The sequence below is a fragment of the Kribbella sp. NPDC026596 genome, assembly GCF_040638415.1.
Classification (GTDB): Bacteria; Actinomycetota; Actinomycetes; order Propionibacteriales; family Kribbellaceae; genus Kribbella.
The window spans coordinates 1-15,033 of record NZ_JBEZYF010000116.1 but is presented as its reverse complement, the minus strand read 5'-3'; the positions used below and the strand labels follow the sequence as shown (position 1 = coordinate 15,033).

The 15,033-nt window shown below is 63.7% G+C and carries 18 protein-coding genes; 6 read left to right on the top strand and 12 right to left on the bottom strand.

The genetic code is table 11. The features are described 5' to 3' along the window. Positions 1-461: 461 nt before the first annotated feature. Positions 462-1,478: an aminoglycoside phosphotransferase family protein gene (locus AB0E63_RS44835; protein ID WP_360380563.1), complete on the bottom strand. Its 1,017-nt coding sequence runs from the start codon at positions 1,476-1,478 to the stop codon at positions 462-464. Between the two features lie 516 nt (positions 1,479-1,994). On the opposite strand from AB0E63_RS44835, the gene AB0E63_RS44830 reads away from it, so the two are divergent. Beyond that, positions 1,995-2,975, top strand: a complete 981-nt coding sequence (locus AB0E63_RS44830; protein WP_360380561.1) for a GNAT family N-acetyltransferase — start codon at positions 1,995-1,997, stop codon at positions 2,973-2,975. 439 nt (positions 2,976-3,414) lie between these two features. On the opposite strand, the gene AB0E63_RS44825 is transcribed toward AB0E63_RS44830, so the two are convergent. Further along, positions 3,415-3,630, bottom strand: coding sequence for a hypothetical protein (locus AB0E63_RS44825; RefSeq protein ID WP_360380558.1), 216 nt, complete (start codon positions 3,628-3,630; stop codon positions 3,415-3,417). 390 nt (positions 3,631-4,020) lie between these two features. On the opposite strand from AB0E63_RS44825, the gene AB0E63_RS44820 reads away from it, so the two are divergent. The 3 genes from AB0E63_RS44820 (at position 4,021) to AB0E63_RS44810 (ending at position 6,315) form a co-directional block, all read left to right on the top strand. Then, entirely contained in the window at positions 4,021-4,269 is a 249-nt protein-coding gene (locus AB0E63_RS44820; protein ID WP_360380555.1) for a hypothetical protein, read from the top strand. A gap of 29 nt (positions 4,270-4,298) precedes the next feature. Continuing rightward, on the top strand, positions 4,299-4,844 hold the full coding sequence (locus tag AB0E63_RS44815; protein ID WP_360380552.1) for a hypothetical protein: 546 nt from the start codon (positions 4,299-4,301) through the stop codon (positions 4,842-4,844). A gap of 994 nt (positions 4,845-5,838) precedes the next feature. Further along, entirely contained in the window at positions 5,839-6,315 is a 477-nt protein-coding gene (locus AB0E63_RS44810; protein ID WP_360380549.1) for a hypothetical protein, read from the top strand. Positions 6,316-6,449: 134 nt separating this feature from the next. Here AB0E63_RS44810 and AB0E63_RS44805 read toward each other — a convergent pair whose 3' ends face one another. The 9 genes from AB0E63_RS44805 to AB0E63_RS44765 form a co-directional block, all read right to left on the bottom strand. Continuing rightward, positions 6,450-6,869 carry a hypothetical protein gene (locus AB0E63_RS44805; protein WP_360380546.1) on the bottom strand — a complete coding sequence of 140 codons (420 nt, stop codon included), beginning with the start codon at positions 6,867-6,869 and terminating at the stop codon, positions 6,450-6,452. A gap of 150 nt (positions 6,870-7,019) precedes the next feature. Next, a complete protein-coding gene (locus AB0E63_RS44800) occupies positions 7,020-7,871 on the bottom strand; it encodes a helix-turn-helix transcriptional regulator (RefSeq protein ID WP_360380543.1) in 852 nt (283 codons plus the stop codon). Next, positions 7,852-8,370: a DUF6879 family protein gene (locus tag AB0E63_RS44795; RefSeq protein ID WP_360380541.1), complete on the bottom strand. Its 519-nt coding sequence runs from the start codon at positions 8,368-8,370 to the stop codon at positions 7,852-7,854. The genes AB0E63_RS44800 and AB0E63_RS44795 overlap by 20 nt, the downstream gene beginning before the upstream one ends. Positions 8,371-8,377: 7 nt before the next feature. Then, positions 8,378-8,575, bottom strand: coding sequence for a hypothetical protein (locus AB0E63_RS44790; protein WP_360380538.1), 198 nt, complete (start codon positions 8,573-8,575; stop codon positions 8,378-8,380). A gap of 167 nt (positions 8,576-8,742) precedes the next feature. After that, on the bottom strand, positions 8,743-9,750 hold the full coding sequence (locus AB0E63_RS44785; RefSeq protein ID WP_360380535.1) for a hypothetical protein: 1,008 nt from the start codon (positions 9,748-9,750) through the stop codon (positions 8,743-8,745). 1,454 nt (positions 9,751-11,204) lie between these two features. Then, positions 11,205-11,885 carry a hypothetical protein gene (locus AB0E63_RS44780; protein WP_360380532.1) on the bottom strand — a complete coding sequence of 227 codons (681 nt, stop codon included), beginning with the start codon at positions 11,883-11,885 and terminating at the stop codon, positions 11,205-11,207. Next, on the bottom strand, positions 11,885-12,154 hold the full coding sequence (locus AB0E63_RS44775) for a hypothetical protein (protein WP_360380529.1): 270 nt from the start codon (positions 12,152-12,154) through the stop codon (positions 11,885-11,887). Before AB0E63_RS44775 ends, AB0E63_RS44780 begins: the two co-directional genes overlap by 1 nt. A 140-nt stretch (positions 12,155-12,294) precedes the next feature. Further along, positions 12,295-12,735 carry a hypothetical protein gene (locus AB0E63_RS44770; protein WP_360380526.1) on the bottom strand — a complete coding sequence of 147 codons (441 nt, stop codon included), beginning with the start codon at positions 12,733-12,735 and terminating at the stop codon, positions 12,295-12,297. Positions 12,736-12,744: 9 nt separating this feature from the next. Then, on the bottom strand, positions 12,745-13,299 hold the full coding sequence (locus AB0E63_RS44765; protein WP_360380523.1) for a TIGR02391 family protein: 555 nt from the start codon (positions 13,297-13,299) through the stop codon (positions 12,745-12,747). A 448-nt stretch (positions 13,300-13,747) separates the two neighbouring features. On the opposite strand from AB0E63_RS44765, the gene AB0E63_RS44760 reads away from it, so the two are divergent. Then, positions 13,748-13,960 carry a WhiB family transcriptional regulator gene (locus AB0E63_RS44760; RefSeq protein WP_360380521.1) on the top strand — a complete coding sequence of 71 codons (213 nt, stop codon included), beginning with the start codon at positions 13,748-13,750 and terminating at the stop codon, positions 13,958-13,960. Positions 13,961-14,075: 115 nt separating this feature from the next. Then, positions 14,076-14,435, top strand: a complete 360-nt coding sequence (locus tag AB0E63_RS44755) for a hypothetical protein (RefSeq protein ID WP_360380518.1) — start codon at positions 14,076-14,078, stop codon at positions 14,433-14,435. A gap of 266 nt (positions 14,436-14,701) precedes the next feature. On the opposite strand, the gene AB0E63_RS44750 is transcribed toward AB0E63_RS44755, so the two are convergent. Further along, entirely contained in the window at positions 14,702-14,956 is a 255-nt protein-coding gene (locus AB0E63_RS44750; protein ID WP_360380515.1) for a hypothetical protein, read from the bottom strand. Positions 14,957-15,033 lie beyond the last annotated feature (77 nt).

Below are 15,033 nucleotides of genomic sequence, written 5' to 3'. Positions count from 1 at the left end.
CGCACAGGTGGATGCGGCCACCACGGAACTGGTCACTTTGGGCGTACTCAGGAGCCATCGAGGAAGTCTCCCGCACCCGTCCCGCCCGCGCCACGTTTGGCGACCAAGTCCGGGGCCAACTGTGTGGAACATGCTCGTGTCCACAAGACGGGAGTGCTGCATGAGATGCAGATCCAGTCTCCCGTCGTTCAACTGGTACCGCCGGATGTTGGAGTGACGGGAGTTCTGCTCGGTGGCGCATCTAGGTCGGCGGCAAGAGCCCAGGCGAGCGGGATTCCCGGAGATCAGCGGCCGCATTCTCTGGACACATCGCCCGACGGTCTGCACTCCCGGGTGGTGGCACGCTCGGTGGCCAACCTGGTCTCCCGCTCGCGTTTCTCGGCGAGCAGTTCGTAGTGCAGTCGTGTTTGGACGTCCAGCCGGATCGGCCAGCCTGCCGCGTCGCGGCATCCCACACCGGATCAGCAGCCGTCAGCACACCCCGCTCGACAACCCTGGCCGCCCGACGCGCCCCGGATCACAGGTGAGGCCCTGAACACGGTGTTGCGTCGTAGCTGTCGGACGCACCACCGGAAGTGCCCGTCGGCGTCGCCCAGGCCGAAAAGGTCGTACGTCGTGAGCGCATACGCGGCCTGGTAGGCGATGAGGGTCGACGGCGGGTAGCCGAGTTCGTCGGCGAAGATCCGGGTGAGTTCTGCAGTGTGCTCCTCGGCGTGTGGTCCGTACATGTCCCAGATGGCGGCGGTGGCCGCAGCCTCGAAGGCCGGATCGCCCGCGGTCGTGTAGAAGCCGAAGTCGAGCAGCGCAACGGGCCGGCCAGACGCGTCGAGGTGGATGTTGGGCGGGACGAGATCGCCGTGGATCGCTGTCACCGGGCCGTGGGGGAGTGCACGCAACGCCTGCTGCGTACGCTCGACTCCCGCCTCGAATTCCGGTATCTGTGCAGCCAGGGCAGCGCCGTTCCGGGCTACGGCTCGAGCGACCAGGGCCGCAAGCGCAGTACAGAAAGAATCGTGGTCCTGCCACAGTGGACGGTCGTCACCCTGCACCGTCAGCCGGCGCATGGCTTCGGTGCCCGGCACCGAGGCCAGACCTCGCAGGACGACCAGTAGCGCGTCGAGCTCCGAGGTAGGCAGCTCGCGCTCGTAGGCCGCGTGCGCGGAGTCGACCCGCATCGGGGTTCCTGGCAGTTCACGTTCGTACGTCACCGGAACGCCCTCGTGGTGTTCGAGGCCGAGGATCTCCGGGGTCGAGAACGGCAGTTGGTGCTGCGCGATGTCGGCGTACACCTCGCGCATCAGCTCGAAGCCAACCGCCGGCCGACGGCTCCAGACCTTCGCGACCCGACCGCCGCCCAGACGGTAGACGATGCCCTCGACACCGGCACCGATGCGCCGGACGCCAGGGTGCCCACGGTCGGCGAAGTACCTGAGCCAGGCCTCGGACAGCGGGACGTCCGCGCTCGGGGTGGGCTTCATCCGGGTATTAGACCAGCCACCCCGACCACGCCGTCGGCAGATCGCTGCGCGACCCGTCGACCGGTTCACCTCGGCACGATCAGCGGCGCCGGATCTCGGATCCGCTGACAAGATGCGTCACGCCGAGCGCATCCTCAACGACGGCTTCATGCAAGGGTGCGTGGCCGCGGATTTCGAGGACCGTGACCTCTTTGAGCTCGGTCCGCTCTTCGCCAGTGGTTTCGCTGACTCTGACCACGCCGACGACGTCGCCGACTGCGAACTGCTGCCAGAAGAAGGGAGCGAGAGCGGCCCGGCGGCCTGTAGGTGGGCGATCGCCTCCGTCGCGGCGGATTCCAGGTCGGCGCCCGGCTCGTCAGTAACGATCCCAACTCGTCGGCTCGGACCACCCAGCATGAACTCGAGCGTCGCCGCAACGGCGAGCAGTTGCGGCTCCATGAACCGATGGCCTGCGCGATCAGCCACTAGGCATTCGGACCCGCCCAGCGCGCCGTTCGAGCGGCTAGGGTCCGGGGCATGCGGATTGTGGTGGTGGATGGGCGGGACTCCGAGGTTTTCGGGCGGTTCTTCGGGGTGCGGGATCGGGTGGGGCGGGAGTGGGAGTTTCCGGCTGGGTTGGGGATCGACGAGGCTCGGGTGTTGTTCGCCGGGGGGCACGCGGACATGCGGGTCGATGGGCTCGGGGTGGTGGACGGGGACGAGTGGCTTGGGATCGCTTGGCTGGACTGCTGGTTGCTGGAGAACACCGACACCGTCGATGTCGAGCTCGCCGTTGAGTCGCGCTACCGGCGGCGTGGGATCGGGTCGCGGTTGCTGGACGAGGTGATCGAGCGGGCGCGGAGTGACGGGCGGACGCGGTTGTCGGCGAGTGTGATCGCGGATGCGGTGACAGGTGAAAGTGCCGGTACGGCGTTTGCCGAGGCGCGCCGGTTCGTCCGGAAGCACTCCGAGTTGCACCAGGTGCTGGAGTTGCCGCTCGGCGCCGGGCAGATCGACGGACTCGATCGGCCTGTAGTCGGGTACGAGATCGTGCAGTGGCGGGAGCACACGCCCGACGACTGGCTTGAGCAGTTCGCGGACGCACTGCGCGCGATGAGCCAGGACGTGCCGCAGGGGGACAGCGGGCTGGAGGCAACGCGCTGGACGCCCGAGCGGATCCGGCAGGCGGAGGCCCGACGGCTCGCGCAGGGGCGGTTTTGTCACACGACCGCGGCGGTCGACGGGGACGGCCGGCTCGCGGCGTACACGCAGATGGGCGGAGCGACCGGCTCGACCGATCTCTACCAGTTCGACACGTTCGTCCGCCCAGAACACCGCGGCAAGCGTCTCGGGATGGCGGTGAAGGTCCCCAACCTGCGTTCCCTCCAGGCCGGCCTCGACCACCGCGTAGTCCTGCACACATGGAACGCCCCCGAGAACGCCCCGATGATCGCCGTCAACAACCACCTAGGCTTCCGCACCGTCGACCAACGCATCGCTTTCCAGCGCAGGCTCTAGTCCAGTTCGGCAGCGGACTCCGGTTCGTTCGGCATCTGGTGGTACGGCCGGGCGCTGTCCGGGGCGGCTCCAGTCCTTGGCCTCCGGGCGCCGCGGCCTGTGCGCTGGCCAGGAGGGGCGATGGACCCAGCGATGTTGGGATCTTGTGCAGCTGTGTCTGGTGCGGGCGGGAAATCGGCTGCGGCCCTCATCTGTTCGTTGATGGCACGCGGCCTTCGTACCCGGCGTGGAGGCCGCCGCCGTGTTTGAACAGTTGCCGCACTTGCTCGTGGTCGCGCTCGAGCTCGGTGATCATGTGTTCGAGGTGGTCGCGTTCGTCGGGAGCCGGCGGTAGAGGGCACGGAGCACGTCTCGACCCGTATGACGAGCCCGGGTGCGGGATTGTGGCTCTCGATCAGGGTGATCGGCACGCCGTCGATCGGAGCGCCGGTGGCGAGGATCAGCGCGTACGGCGAACCGTCGTGACAATGCCGTTCGGTGGTGCGCTCGAAGCCGCCGAGGGGCCGATGGTCTGGGCCGGGCTGCGTCCAAAGTTGTTCTCGCGTCCCTGGCAATGGATGCGACATCTCCGCAACTCGGCATCGAAGGTGTCCAGGGTCTCGACATCGAGGAGCGACAGCCGCGTCGTGCCCAGCAGCGGCAGCACGGCCTTCATGGCACGAACCATGGCATGAAGGCTGGTTTCGCCGGCAACACAGGAGGAGCAATGTGCTCCTGACCTGTGGTTTCCGAGTAGGGCGGGCGGGACTCGAACCCGCGACCCAGGGATTATGAGAGCCACGCCACCCGCCACACCGATCAACTTCAGGCTCCGGGAGTTCGGGTAGCGGCACCTCTACCTGACTCAATCCACTCTGTTTGACCCAATTTCATGTCACGAGCCATGTCACGCGCGACGTCGTCGAGCGCAACCGCCGCACCTGCCTCAGGTAGATCGAGGGCGCGCCTTCGGCGCGGCCCGTTTCCTCCGGCCGCTCGCAGGCACCCGGCGACTCGCCGACAAAAGCGATGGCCGGGATGCGGGCAACAGCCGATGCTTGTGTCGATGAAGATCCAGACGTTGGAAGAACTCCAGCGCGCCGACGACCACTCACTCAGTTTCACCCCGAGGGGCCTCGGGCGCATGTGCGAGGCGGACGCGGCCGAGTATCAGCAGCAGCTCGTGGCCGGAATCGAGCTCTCGGATGATGTCGCCGCGGCGACCCGGGTCGCCTTCGATCGACTGCGGACGGTCTTCGCGCATGGCGTCCTGTGCTCGAGGCCTACACTCTCGTTCACGACCACGCACTCCTGATCGTTGAACAGGCCCTGCGGGACCGGTTCATGGAGCACTACAGCAACGTCATCACCTTCATCGACAAACAGGGCGCGCCGATCACAGTCAATGCGAACAGCTACGAGACTGTCTTCCAGGCCTGTCGCGGTAAGAAGCTCGTCGTCGGCGACGACGGACCATACCTGCGCTTCAACGGAATGCTCCCGGATCTGACCACGTGGGCCAGACGGCTCGGCTACTACCGCGGCCAGCGCAACCGCCACCAGGAGCGAATCCGCGGCGTCCTGCGAAACCTCGTCGCCCACGCCAGCCCGCACCTGACGAGCTCGGTGAGGGCCGCCAAGGAACTCCGTGCCGCCGCCGAGGTCATCAACCAGCTCTGGGGTCGCCCCACCCCGAACGGCAAGTATTACCCAGCGCCAGCGCTACGGCACATGCTCGCCCTTGGCTGGACCGAAGCCGGCAGCATGCAGCTGGTAGACGCGCACCAGATCGGCACCGAGCCGGGTGCTCATAGTGACGGGTCTACATCATCATCAATGCAGTGGCCCAGGATCCATACCTGTTCGAGTTCCACTCCCGCTACGAAATGACGGCCTACCCTGCCGAGTGGGTGTGGGGTCCAGGAACGGTCGAAGCCGCCGCCACCTGGTTGCAATCGACCGAGTTCACAGTTGACGAGCGGGACCACTTAGATCGAGCGTTCGCTCTCCGCTTCGTCGATGGATATTTGTACGCACCCCAACGGCCCTCGATCGCGCGTCAGGCGGAGCCAGCTGACCAGCAAGGGGAGTGGTTCGTCGTCCGAGCCGATCACCCCAGCGACGCTCGTGTCCACGTCCTTAACCGAGTCACTGCCCAGCACTGCCAAGGTTCCGGACCGTGCGAGAATTGCGCGGCCGACCTGCTCGCCGCCGGGAGCTATAAAGACGTCTATGAGACGCTCGAGTCTTGCAGTTCCCGGGCGCCGGACCGGCTGCCTCCTTCAGTCTCGACACCGAACGCCCAGGAGATCCGCAGCAAGGTCATGTGATGCAGCTTGAGGCGGTGCGGCGACGTCCGGCCGTCGGCCTCCAGACCTCGAAATGTCGGTGATCGATTCAGGGGTCGGATCATTACCGCCGCCACGTAGCTTTCGCCAGTGGATAGGCTTTACCCGCTTGACTTTGTGCGGCTATTTGAGCGTCGCGGCTTCGCCGTCGAGTTCTTTGACTTCCTCGTCGGAGGCTTAGTTCGGCTGGCCGTGGCTCGCGCCGGAGATACAGAGGATTCGCCCGGCTCTGCGCTCGTGTTCCTGCCGCTATCCTCGGGTTGCTGCCCCGTGCGCCGCCTCCATTTCTTCTTCGCTTGATTGAACAACCCAATCAGCGCAGCCGCGGCCACAGTGGTGGCGACTACGCCGCGCCGATCAGCCACACGAAGGCGCTGAGATTCGGCGGCTCCACGGACGTCATGAATGCGCTGAGCCGGTCTCGATCGGCGCCGCCACACGCCCAGCCCAGTAGCTCCCCAGAAGAGCTCGATCTCGAACAATTGGCAGGTCAGCCATAGACTGACCTCGCCGGGACAACGTCTCTGGGGGTGACCATGGACCTTTCCAACTGGCTGGCCCTCGCGGGGCTCGTGGTCGCCGTGGCCGGGGTTGCCTTCGGCTTGTATCAGCCCTTCCGTAAGCGCCGTAAGCGCGCAGAGAGTCTCCAGGACGTCGTGAATCTCCGCCGAACCAAGGTGCTTTTCGACGTAGCCGCGCCCGATCATGCACTCAAGGCACTTGCAGGCAGCGCTTATCAGTGGCGCGCCAAGTGCGCTGAAGCACAGAATCTCACAAAGCCCAACTCCCCGGCCTGGAATGACCTCGAGGTATGTATGGCCGCCGCGGCAGCATTCAGGTTTGAAGTCGAATCGATGCTCCCTGGCCTTCCGGGGTCGTCCGACGTCGTCACACAAGGGCCGGAGATGAACCGGCTCCTGGAGCTTAGGAGCGAACTTCGTGACGCTACGGAGGAACCGTCTGGGCGTCTGGCATCGAAGCCACCAGGGTATTTCAAAGCCAAAAAGGCTTGAACCGTGAAGGAGCGCGTTGCTAGCTCTCCAGCGAGATGGTGCCCTTCGCAGTCCCCCGTTTCAGGCGGCGATGGACAGCTCCGCTCGTGGACGAACTAGCAACTTGGAACGGCGAGGCGGCGCCGACGCAGGGATCAAGACACCGCCTCGCCGGCTCGGTAGGTCACGACGTCGAGAGCCGAGAGGACCTTTGCTCCCGTAGCTGCCTCGAAGAACTCTTTGATGTGGTTGGGCGATCCGAGCACGGCGAAGTGCAGAAGGCTCGGCAGAAGAACGACCTTCACGTCGTCCTGAATGACGGCCTGGAGGAACCGCTCAAAGGCTGCTGGGTACGTCTGGATCTCTTCGATGAACACGGCTGCAAGCTCGAGGTCGGACTGTTCGGCGAAGTACTCAAGGCGCTGCTTGGTCCGACTGACTTCCGCATCGAACATCAGGAGGTGCTTGCGCATGTAGGCGTAGGCGCGTTGACGCTCAGTCTTCGTCTTGCCATCGCCTGAACGCGTCGTTGAGTCGCTTCCAAACAGCGAGTAGCCGCTTCCTGAGACAGTCACGCACTACCGGCCCTCATGTCCGACACGACGTCGCACACCATCACCACAGCGATGACGGCACTGACGATCGCCAAGTCGAGCATCTCGGGACTCATGGGTTCGACCGTATGAGTCGCGCGCGATGGGCGGCTATCGAGTTGCGGGAAGTTGCTAGCCCAATTCGTCTATGACGCGCAGGATCAGACGGCGCGCTTCACTGCCGTAGACGGCTGAGCTGCGGATGTGATCGAACATCTGCACATAGAGGTCGATTTCCTGGGGCTGGGAGACCTCAATGCTGGCTGTGGGCGTCTCGAGCTTCACCAACGTGTCATCGAAGATCCAGAAGCCGGCGGAGCCGATCACATCTCGCGGGGTCATCGACGGGATGATGCCGAGCGCCACATTGGGCAAGCTCATGATCGAGAGCAGGCGATCGAGTTGCCCGCGGAGAATGTCAGGGTCGCCGAGGGTCGTCCGCAAGCACGCTTCCTCCAGGACCACGGCGAAGGTCTTGGCCCCGTCATAGAGCATGGACTGGCGCTCAAGACGCGCAGCAACGGACTGCTCGAGGTCGTCGCGCTGCACGCCGAGAAACGAAAACCAGAACGGCAGCATGGCGCGGATGTAGCCAGCCGTCTGGAAGATGCCCGGAATGACGTTGTGCTCGTAGATGCGGAACTGCGACGTCCGCTCGTACAGCGGCACCGGCGAACGCATCAGCTGCTTGAGACCGGTGCGAGTGCGATGCCGAAACTCCATGTACATCGACTCGATCGATCGGGCCTGGGCGATCAGGTCCGCAACCTCGGTCCCGGCGGAGCATGCAGCGCACCAGGTTCGAATGTCGTCGCTGGTCGGTCGCTGAACGCCATTCTCGATCTTGCTGATGCGGGTGAAGTGCCAGCCCGTCTCCGTTGCGAGCTGACGAGCGGTGAGACCAGCGTCAAGACGTAGCGTGCGAAGGCGCAGGCCCAATGCCTCCTGCGCCTTCTTGGCAGCGCTATTCGGGCTTGTATTCACGATGCGGCACGGACAATGCCCACACCTCGTCAAAGGCGGTGCGGCATCGCTCGACATCCGCCGGATCAGTGGAGAGAGTGAGGGCGTTATTGAGGCCCGAGCCGGCGTAGTGCAAGAAGATGACCTTCTCGTCGTCGAGCACGTAGAAGTCGTTGCCGGGGATGCAGATCGACGACGTTGATCTGCGCGGCACCCAGCGGATGTCCTCGCCGGCGTCGACCATCGGTCCGATCAGGGTGTACGCCCAGCGCTGGTAGTCGCTCAGCGGCTCGGAGACGATCTTGGCGCGGCGAATCGAACGGCCTTGTTCCACGTGACCGCGAACCTTGTCGCACCACTCTTGAAGCCAGTCCAAGTCGTCGGGCTCTCGGGCCGCCCATTTGGCCATGTGCGGCAGCTCAGTCTCGGTGCCGTAGGCATCCCGAGTTTCGAGGTGTACGGCGCTGCGTTCGATCGAAGCGGTCAGGTCCTGAAACTCGCCGTAGGTGAGTTCCTGCACGGTCCTCCTACTGAGTGAAGAACGGGATCATCCGGTCGGGGATCTCGACGACGGTCTCGCCCTCGGGCACGTTGAGCGCGCTGAGGGCTTCAGGGTCAGTGACTACCCAGCCCTGCACGACCCAGCTCCCGCGGTCGGTCTTGTAGAGGGTCGGCGAGTTGTCGGGGATGGAGTCCGGATCGCCGGCGACCAGTGTGAGACGCATGGTTACCTCCTGCTAGGCGTTTGCGGTCTGTTGCTCGTGATCACCCTCCGCTTGCGTCCCGTTGCGGGTCAAGCATGTTGCGCGATGTTGCGAGGGTACCGACAGGGCGTTCAGGAGCACCAGGGCGGACCCCAGTACCGCCGGAGCGGTGTGCTCAGGTACCTCGTTCAGGCACTCATGCGCCTCTTGATGCGTCGCGAGATCCGTGGCCAGGTGTCGGCAACTGCAACCACGATGATCGAAGCGCCAACCGTGACTCCGACGATGCCGATGAACGCAGCCTTAGCCTGTTGCGAACCCAGGAACTCATAGAAGCCATTCCTCTGCGCGATCCAAGCAATGGGAAGGAAGAGTGCGAGGAGGCCGAACGTGACACCAACGGGGGCCAGCGGGGGACGACCTTGCACCCTCCGCTGTTGGAGGCGAGCAGCAAGTCGAGGTCCCAGCGGCGGCGCTATCCACACAATCGCGACGAGAAGGCTCAGAATCCCGTAGGCCAAGTAGGTCTCGTAGGGGTGGAACCTGAGCGGGTGTAGGAGTATCGACAGCTCGGCTGCTAGCAGCACGCTCAGGCTGGCGGGCATCACTGCCAGGACAACGAGGATGAAGACCAAGACCCGAAGCTGTTGAGCATGTCTCCTCGCCTCGAGGTGCTGAGGCAGCGCCGACTCCTTGATGAGCTTCTCCAACTGCGGTGGCAATGGGTCCTGCTTGATGCCAGCCAGCGCGTCGAGCTGGCTGCTGAGATCGAGGTACTCGAAGTAGTCGCGTCCCATGTTGCTCTTCAGGGCATCCAGCCGGCGCATGAAGTAAAGGCGCTGCGCTTCGACCGGGATCTGCTCAGCGATAGTACGCCGGAGCGCTTCCTGCTGGCGCTCGTAGTCTTCAGCCTGCTTGCGAGCGTTCTCAGCGAAGCGCTGCACTTGCTCGGCGTCGATCTGCTGCCTGAGGATGTCAAGCATCCGCTGCTCGGCTCGGTCGTACTTGCGCTTCAGCCACCACGACGTGAGCTGCTGGACAGCCGCAGCGAGACCGATGGCACCGACGATGACTGCTATCCAGCCACCGGTCGAGTTTGGAAGCAGCGAAGCGAGCATCACCGATGCAACAGTGCGGACCACCTGAGTTTTCCCCTTCCCCCGACACGTCGGCGCGACGTGCCCCACGAGGTACATCGCGTGAGTGCGGGGAGTGTTTCACGAAGACCACGCTCCGTGTCCAGTGGGGAACGACACTCAAGGTCGGTTAGACAAAACTCGAAACTCTGTTCGATCCTGAACTCATGTAGTTGGAGACGTCGAGCGGGTCGACAAACCGTTTGAACAGCGATGGCTGCTGCTTGACAGCGACCTCAATCGAGCGGTCGAACGTGCGGGCACTGAGCGGCAGATTGTTCATCTCGACGACTACCGTCAAACGAAGTGTCCGACTCCGGAAGCAGAGGGCGTGACTCGCCAAGTCCAATCGGAGACTCCGTCGATTAGCTGAAGATCGTCGCTGATCGGTTCAACAGCGAAGCCGGATCCTCGCAACTCTACGCGCATATAAGTACCAACCGGGAGCTTTTCGATGGTCACCGGTGCGGTCCCTGGCAGAGACCGCAGCGACGGGGAGACCGTTACGGTGCCTCGTTGCACCCTCACTGACACTTGAAAGTCTTCCTCTACCCTCGCCTCTGCCGGAGGATTGTACGCAACGAGACCCTGGTCGAGCTCTCGTCGGGCGGTCGCCTCATATTGCTCCCTCTGAGTCGGCTGGCGTGGCGTCGCCGGGGGTGTGACCGGAGTCGATGCCGGACCTGATGGCGTCGCGGACGGCGTCTCTGATGGTGATTCTGACGGTGTTTCTGTGGGGCGCTCAGTTGGTGTCTCTGACCCCGGCGACGGTCCGATCGTGACTGGTTGCGTCACGGTCGTGGTCGCAGTTGGCCGCGGCGGGTCGCCGGACCTTGAGCTGAAGATCCATTGCCCCCAGACAACCGCCCAGCGGCGAACAGGGCGGCGATGGCGGATGCCAGCAAGTCCCGCCGCACGCGTTGCTTCCGCGCGTCCCCTGGACCAGACAAACGAGTGCCCCCAATGACATCCTCCCCGAGTACATACCGTAGCGGTCGTGACCGCATCTGCAACTGGAGGGTGACCAACTGCCCAAATGGCGCTAGGCCTGGACGAAATCAGAGCGGTTTCGCACCCACCTGACAGCGTGGCAACAGACTCGCATTGAGGCGTACATGGTTCCGAGGCCGACCAGCGGTTGCCGGTCGAGTCGCCGGCGCACCTCAGGTGGTCGACGCACGGTTTGGCAAACCGGCGCGACCACTCCGCGTTTTCCCTTATTTATAAGGGAATCGCCAGGTAGCAACCGAGTTCGAGTGCTCAGCTGGGACCACCCTGACCACCCCTGATACGACCTGATCGGTGGTCGCCAGGTGGGCTTCAGCGGGCGTATCGCGCCCGGAGCCGTTCCCGCTCGTAGACCGGTGTTCGCTGAGGCCTGACGAAGGGCCGATACAGCGGCAGCACAGTGTGCTCTGGCCGACTGGTCATGGTCTCCTCCTTCGTCGGGTGGTAAGACGAGTGTGCCAACTGCAACCAATTGGAGCAACGCATTTAGGATGCCGCCCGGTCGGTCAGCCAAAGTCTCCTTCGTACGGAGGACTGAATTCGGGCGTCGCCCACGGGAACTCGAAGGCCTCTACCCAGTCATGGCCGAGTAGTGGCGTCAACTGCATCAAGGACTTCCCGGTAAACAACCGGTAGTAGCGTTTGAAGATGCTACCGAATGTGTCGAGTGCTCCATTGATGTCGTCGTAAGTCAACGGCGGCTCATCAACGACCTTGTCGAGATGCGCGATGCGCTTGTTGACATAGTGGTGAACGGCTGCCGACGCCTCCGACAGGCGATCCTGATCGGTCTTCACCCTCGCAGAGTCGATGAACCCTTCGCTACCCGATTGCCAGTTCGTTTCCCATTGCTTCAGCAGGTCCTTCCGACTCAGCTCAGGCGTGAGGCTGAGGAACTTCTCCATAGTGACCTTGCGAGGTGAAGAGGCGATCTGCTTGAGGACATTTGCCAGGGTAATCTCCCCCGAGCCCGCCGCTGCCTGTCGTCGAATGCCGACAGCCTGTGTTGTGGAATATACGCGTGAGAGCCACTCATTCACCGCGCTGTGGAACACTGCTTTCGGGTTCTGTTCCAACATCGCCAGCATCGACTTCCAGATGTAGCGGTTGTGATGGAGGCTCATCAGGTCGTCGCAGATCGGGCCCTCGATCTTCTCGGCCCAGTCGGCGAAGTCCGGAGCAGTCATCAGCCTTGCTTCAGAACGATCCGCTGACCGCTGCTGATGAGCTCGGCCCAGTCGGTCGCCTCGCCGTCCGACATTGTTCCGCCGCCGCGACGCCATTCGCGAAGCAGCACCGGCTTGATGGTCGAGACAGGCTGACCGTTGTACTGATTGAAGATCCGGTCGAGCGTCGCCTGCGTCCTGCGGATCTCATCCTGAACCGCGCCCGCAGCTGCATTCTGGATCGCCTTCTCCCAGCCCTTGTCGAACTTGATTTCGAAGCCCTTCGCCATGTCGCTACGCGCTGAACTTCGGTCACCGTGATCGATTCGCGCGTCCTCCGTGATCGACGATATCTGGGCGCACGGACAGTTTGTCCAAGACGCGCTGAGCGCCCGGTCCGATCAAAGTTGTGGCGTGGGTCCCTCCTGGGCTAGCTGCCGTACATACCCTTCGTAATGACCTGAGCCGTCACGTCAGTGAGCACGTCCCGACCGACACCGGCCACGGCTTCAGCGGCACGTCGGAGCTTGCTCTTCTTCGCTTCGTCCGGCTCGTTGTCTGCGGCCTGGTTGAGAGCGGCGATGATCCGGTCCGCGAGATTGTCTGGGGTGGGCCATGCACCTACCATCCGGCGCGCGTGTCCCGTAGGTGCCCCGACACCGAGGATCCGACCAGTGAGCACCTTCTGAAACTTGGTGACGAGTGGTGGTTCCTCCTGGGCCAGCGCACGCAGTGCGCGTTGGACGTCCCCGTCATCGAACCCGAGCGCCTTGCAGATTTCGGATGGGTCGGGTGTGTTTCCGGTCTCGTCGTGTACACGGACGATGGTTTGGAGTACCGGCAGGTCCCGGGTTTCCCAAGTTGATTCCATATCTCGGCCTCACTCCTCGTTGAGGATCTCGCTGTGTTCGTATCGAAGCTGGGTCAGGAGCAGACTCCCTAGGCCGAGAACTCCGATCGCGTACCGCTTGGCGTCGTCACGCCTTTGGATTCGATGTACGTCGACATTTCGCAGAGCGAGCGAGAAGCCGATACCGAGTGATCGCCAGCCCTGCCACTCTGCCGAACGTTGGCCAAGGCGAAACTCCGAGTCGTCTGCGAGGACCGTCTGCCATAGGACGTTGCTATACAGCGGTTCGCCCTTCTTGTCAGTCGGGTTTCCGGCCCACTCGCGGACGTGGTTCTCTACGAAGATCGCCGTCTGGCTCGCGACCTTCCCCCAGTCCTCGTCCTGCACGAGACCCTTGACGTGCTCCCAGAGTTCGGGGTCGTAGGCACGAATGTCGAGTGGTTCCGTGTCGTCACCGATGCTCAACTTAAGCTCGTATATTGCTGCGTCCAGGTAGCCGCAGGCTTTACGGATACCTTCGTGCCGAGCCTCATCCCACGCATTGTCCGGCATGCCGGACCAGGCGACCATCACGCCGTACCTCACCCCGTCAAGAGACTCGACGAGATGGTGCTTTGGCGAGAACGCGGCGATGAGTAGGCCCCTTTGCCCGTGCCTGCCACGCGGTGAACGCCTCCCCGCCGCTGGTGACGCCTGGCTCGACGGCCTCGCGCTTCAACTTCTCCAACTCAGCCATCGCTACGTCTGGCTTCAAGATCCCTCCCCAGGGCTGATTCATCCGGCGAGCGTACTCGCCAGCCCCGACAGTCCCGAAGCTGAACATTCCGCGGCTTCTCCCCACGCTTGGCGTAAGACCAACTCAGGAGAGCGATTGCCGAACGACACGGTTCACGAGCCGAGCGAGTTTGAGGAGAAGCCGGGGCAGGCCAACACTCCAGCCGCCCGACGAGACGAGGCGATGGCTAGGTCCCTCGAAGACTCGACCGAGCCGCTGCCTCCGATCGGCGGACCGTACAGCGGCTGGCGGTAGTAGGTGTCTATCCGAGGAAACCGCCCGCGGGTTCTCATCCCCGGCGGCATCAATTGGCGGGATGAGTCCGCTTGTGTGGATCGGCCGGCCGACATGTTCCCGGAAGAGAGCGACGCTGCTGGCAACGAGCGAGCTCGGGTCGTGTGCGGGCGATGCCCGGTGACCGAGCCATGTCTGTTGTTCGCCTTCGCCAGTCGGGAAGCGTGGGGTGTGTGAAGAGGGCTCACCACCGACGAGCGCCGCGATGAGTGGCGTCGACGCGCTACGCACCCTTGACCCCGCTGGACTAGTAAGGAAGTATTAAAGTCTTCCTACTACTTGAGGACTTGTCATGGGGACGACTGCAGAGGAGTTCGGCGGGGACCTGTGGGGCGAGCGGATGGCTGATCTGGCGGAACGGAGAGAACGGGTGTACCAGCGCTACCTCCAGCAGACAGAGGACGCGAGGAAAGCACTCGCCTGGCACCTAGAGCTCCTTGACAAAGAGCACGAGTCACTGGTCGGCCTGAAGGCCGACCGGCTGGTTCTGGTCCGCAAGACCGCTGGTCCTGAGGTCGAGAAGTACCACTCCGCCGATGGCCCGTGTGGGTGGGTAACTGGACGAGGGCGGTCACGCTCAAGCTTCGAGACGAGGCTGGAAGGTGAGGCCAAGAAGATGCGCCTGAAGCGTTGCACGGCCTGTCGGTGGTGATGCTGGGCCGGTCGGCCGTGGCGTCGGCGTAGTCGGCCTTAGAACGCTGGAACACCGGCTGGCTCGGGTGCGGGGCCGAGCAAGGGGTGTCCTGGCTCAGATCGACGCACAGCGGCGAGCAGGTCGAGGGCGTGGGGAGGGGAGGAACGGGGCATCGGTGTACCCAACCGGCTCAGCCTCGCGTCTGAACTGCAGGGACGCGTCGAGCATTCGGTAGAGACCTCGGCTGGCGACCACCGGCTCGCCATGCTGGCGCTCGGACCCGGCTATGCGTCGACGACATTCCAGGCGTAGAGGTGCTGCACAACGCGGTCCCGGGGAATGGCCTGGTGGCCGCTGTCCCGATCAACAATCGCGTTCTCGCGCACGTCAGTGCGCCACTCTTCGCCAGGGATGATGAAGAGCAGCGGGTTGGGCTCGGTGAAGTCGACCAATACGACGGCGGTGTAGGAGTCATCCTCGACCTCCTTGCGCCAGTCATCTAGCTGCCAGGTGCCGTCCTTGGACCTGACTTGGGTCACCTGGACAGGTTTTTGGGGACCAGGTCGCGCTGACCTGCGGTGATCGGCTTGGTTAGTGTGCCGTCAAGGCACTAATT

Bases quoted from the DNA above. Each gene is read 5' to 3' on its own strand.
- AB0E63_RS44755 (WP_360380518.1), top strand. From the start codon at position 14,076: ATGGGGACGACTGCAGAGGAGTTCGGCGGGGACCTGTGGGGCGAGCGG.
- AB0E63_RS44815 (WP_360380552.1), top strand. From the start codon at position 4,299: ATGGAGCACTACAGCAACGTCATCACCTTCATCGACAAACAGGGCGCG.
- AB0E63_RS44785 (WP_360380535.1), bottom strand. From the start codon at position 9,750: ATGTACCTCGTGGGGCACGTCGCGCCGACGTGTCGGGGGAAGGGGAAA.
- AB0E63_RS44790 (WP_360380538.1), bottom strand. From the start codon at position 8,575: ATGCGTCTCACACTGGTCGCCGGCGATCCGGACTCCATCCCCGACAAC.
- AB0E63_RS44830 (WP_360380561.1), top strand. From the start codon at position 1,995: ATGCGGATTGTGGTGGTGGATGGGCGGGACTCCGAGGTTTTCGGGCGG.
- AB0E63_RS44775 (WP_360380529.1), bottom strand. From the start codon at position 12,154: ATGGCGAAGGGCTTCGAAATCAAGTTCGACAAGGGCTGGGAGAAGGCG.
- AB0E63_RS44820 (WP_360380555.1), top strand. From the start codon at position 4,021: ATGAAGATCCAGACGTTGGAAGAACTCCAGCGCGCCGACGACCACTCA.
- AB0E63_RS44835 (WP_360380563.1), bottom strand. From the start codon at position 1,478: ATGAAGCCCACCCCGAGCGCGGACGTCCCGCTGTCCGAGGCCTGGCTC.
- AB0E63_RS44825 (WP_360380558.1), bottom strand. From the start codon at position 3,630: ATGAAGGCCGTGCTGCCGCTGCTGGGCACGACGCGGCTGTCGCTCCTC.
- AB0E63_RS44780 (WP_360380532.1), bottom strand. From the start codon at position 11,885: ATGACTGCTCCGGACTTCGCCGACTGGGCCGAGAAGATCGAGGGCCCG.
- AB0E63_RS44810 (WP_360380549.1), top strand. From the start codon at position 5,839: ATGGACCTTTCCAACTGGCTGGCCCTCGCGGGGCTCGTGGTCGCCGTG.
- AB0E63_RS44770 (WP_360380526.1), bottom strand. From the start codon at position 12,735: ATGGAATCAACTTGGGAAACCCGGGACCTGCCGGTACTCCAAACCATC.